This window comes from Halomonas sp. G15, from assembly GCF_021282295.1.
Classification (GTDB): Bacteria; Pseudomonadota; Gammaproteobacteria; order Pseudomonadales; family Halomonadaceae; genus Halomonas; species Halomonas alimentaria.
The window spans coordinates 1-1,471 of record NZ_JAJSPA010000084.1 but is presented as its reverse complement, the minus strand read 5'-3'; the positions used below and the strand labels follow the sequence as shown (position 1 = coordinate 1,471).

At 73.9% G+C, this 1,471-nt stretch carries 3 protein-coding genes; 1 reads left to right on the top strand and 2 read right to left on the bottom strand.

The annotated features are described in order from the left end of the window. Positions 1 to 266, top strand: a 266-nt coding sequence (locus tag LWH48_RS18040) for a LysR substrate-binding domain-containing protein (RefSeq protein ID WP_232913668.1), incomplete at its 5' end; no start/stop codon positions are given. Here LWH48_RS18040 and ltaE read toward each other — a convergent pair. Then, positions 253 to 1,260, bottom strand: a complete 1,008-nt coding sequence (ltaE, locus tag LWH48_RS18035) for a low-specificity L-threonine aldolase (RefSeq protein WP_232913667.1) — start codon at positions 1,258 to 1,260, stop codon at positions 253 to 255. The genes LWH48_RS18040 and ltaE overlap by 14 nt on opposite strands. Before the next feature lie 27 nt (positions 1,261 to 1,287). Further along, positions 1,288 to 1,471, bottom strand: a 184-nt coding sequence (locus LWH48_RS18030; protein ID WP_232913666.1) for a zinc-dependent peptidase, incomplete at its 5' end; no start/stop codon positions are given.

Here is a 1,471-nt window from a genome sequence, read left to right as displayed (position 1 = left end):
GAGTGGGCGGGCTCGAGCGCTGCTGCGACTCGCTGGCCTGCGACAACCAGGTGATGACGCTGGCGCTGGCCGCGCGGGGTGTCGGGGTCGCCCTGGCCCATCGCCGCCTGCTGGTCGAGCGCGACGATCTGGTGGTGCCCTTCGGCCCCGGCCTGCCCTGCGCGGAGCGTTTCTGGCTGGTGCGACCGAGCCGCCGCGAGGTCGGCGACGACGCCCGGCGCGTGTGGCGCTGGTTGCTCGCCGAGCGCGAGCTCAGCGGCGGGTGAAGTACTCGCCCAGCGCCTCGAGGACCTGTTCGATGGCGTCGTCGTCGAGGTCGCGGTGGACCACCAGGCGGGTGGCGTAGAGCAGCTCGACGAGGATTCCCCGCGCGGCGAGCCAGGCGCGCAACGGGGCGATGTGGCTCTCGGGGACGCGCAGGAACACCATGTTGGTGGCCTGGTAGTCGACCTCGAGGTCGGGCAGCGTGCGGATTCCCGCGGCCAGGCGTGCGGCGCGGCGGTGGTCGCCGGCGAGGTCGGCCACGTGGTGGTCCAGCGCATGGTGGCAGGCGGCGGCGATGATGCCGGACTGGCGCATGCCGCCGCCCAGCACCTTGCGCCAGCGCCGGGCGCTGTCGATCAGCTCGCGGGAGCCCGCCAGGGCCGAGCCCACCGGGGCGCCTAGCCCCTTGGAGAAGCACAGCGACACCGAGTCGAAGGGCGCGCAGAGCTCATCCAGTGAGGTGTCGCTTGCCACCGCGGCGTTGAACAGCCGGGCGCCGTCGAGGTGGGTGGCGAGGCCGTGCTCCCGGGCCAGCGCGGTGGCCGCCGCCACGTAGTCTGGGTCGAGCACGCGCCCGCCGATGGTGTTCTCCAGCGCCAGCAGGCGGGTGCGGGCGAAGTGGAAGTCGTCGGGCTTGATCGCCGCGCGGATGCGCTCCAGGGGCAGCGAGCCGTCCTCGGCGTGCTCCAGCGGCTGGGGCTGGATGCCGCCAAGCACCGCGGCGCCGCCGCCCTCATACTTGTAGGTGTGGGCCTGCTGGCCGGCGAGGTACTCGTCGCCACGCTGGCAGTGGGCGAGCAGGGCGGCCAGGTTGCTCTGGGTGCCGCTGGGGAAGAGCAGGGCGGCGGCCTTGCCGGCGCGTTCGGCCACGGCGGCCTCGAAGCGCGCCACGCTGGGGTCGTCTCCCCAGACGTCGTCGCCCACCGGGGCGGCGTGCATGGCGTCGCGCATGGCGGCGCTGGGACGGGTGACGGTATCGCTGCGCAGGTCGATCATCGGCGCCTCCTGGGGACGGGCGGTGGGTCAGTGGCGCTCGGGATGGGCCGCGAGCGGTCGCGCGTGATACTCGGCCGGCAGGCGGGCCAGCGGCGCCTGGCGGAAGTAGCGGCCGAGCAGCGCGAAGAGCGCCGGATAGGCATCATGCAACAGGTCGGGGGCGGTGAAGAAGGCCTCGCAGCACACCGCGAAGCACTCGCCGGGGTGGGTG

Excerpts from the sequence above, each read along its gene's own strand:
- ltaE (WP_232913667.1), bottom strand. The coding sequence starts at position 1,260 with ATGATCGACCTGCGCAGCGATACCGTCACCCGTCCCAGCGCCGCCATG.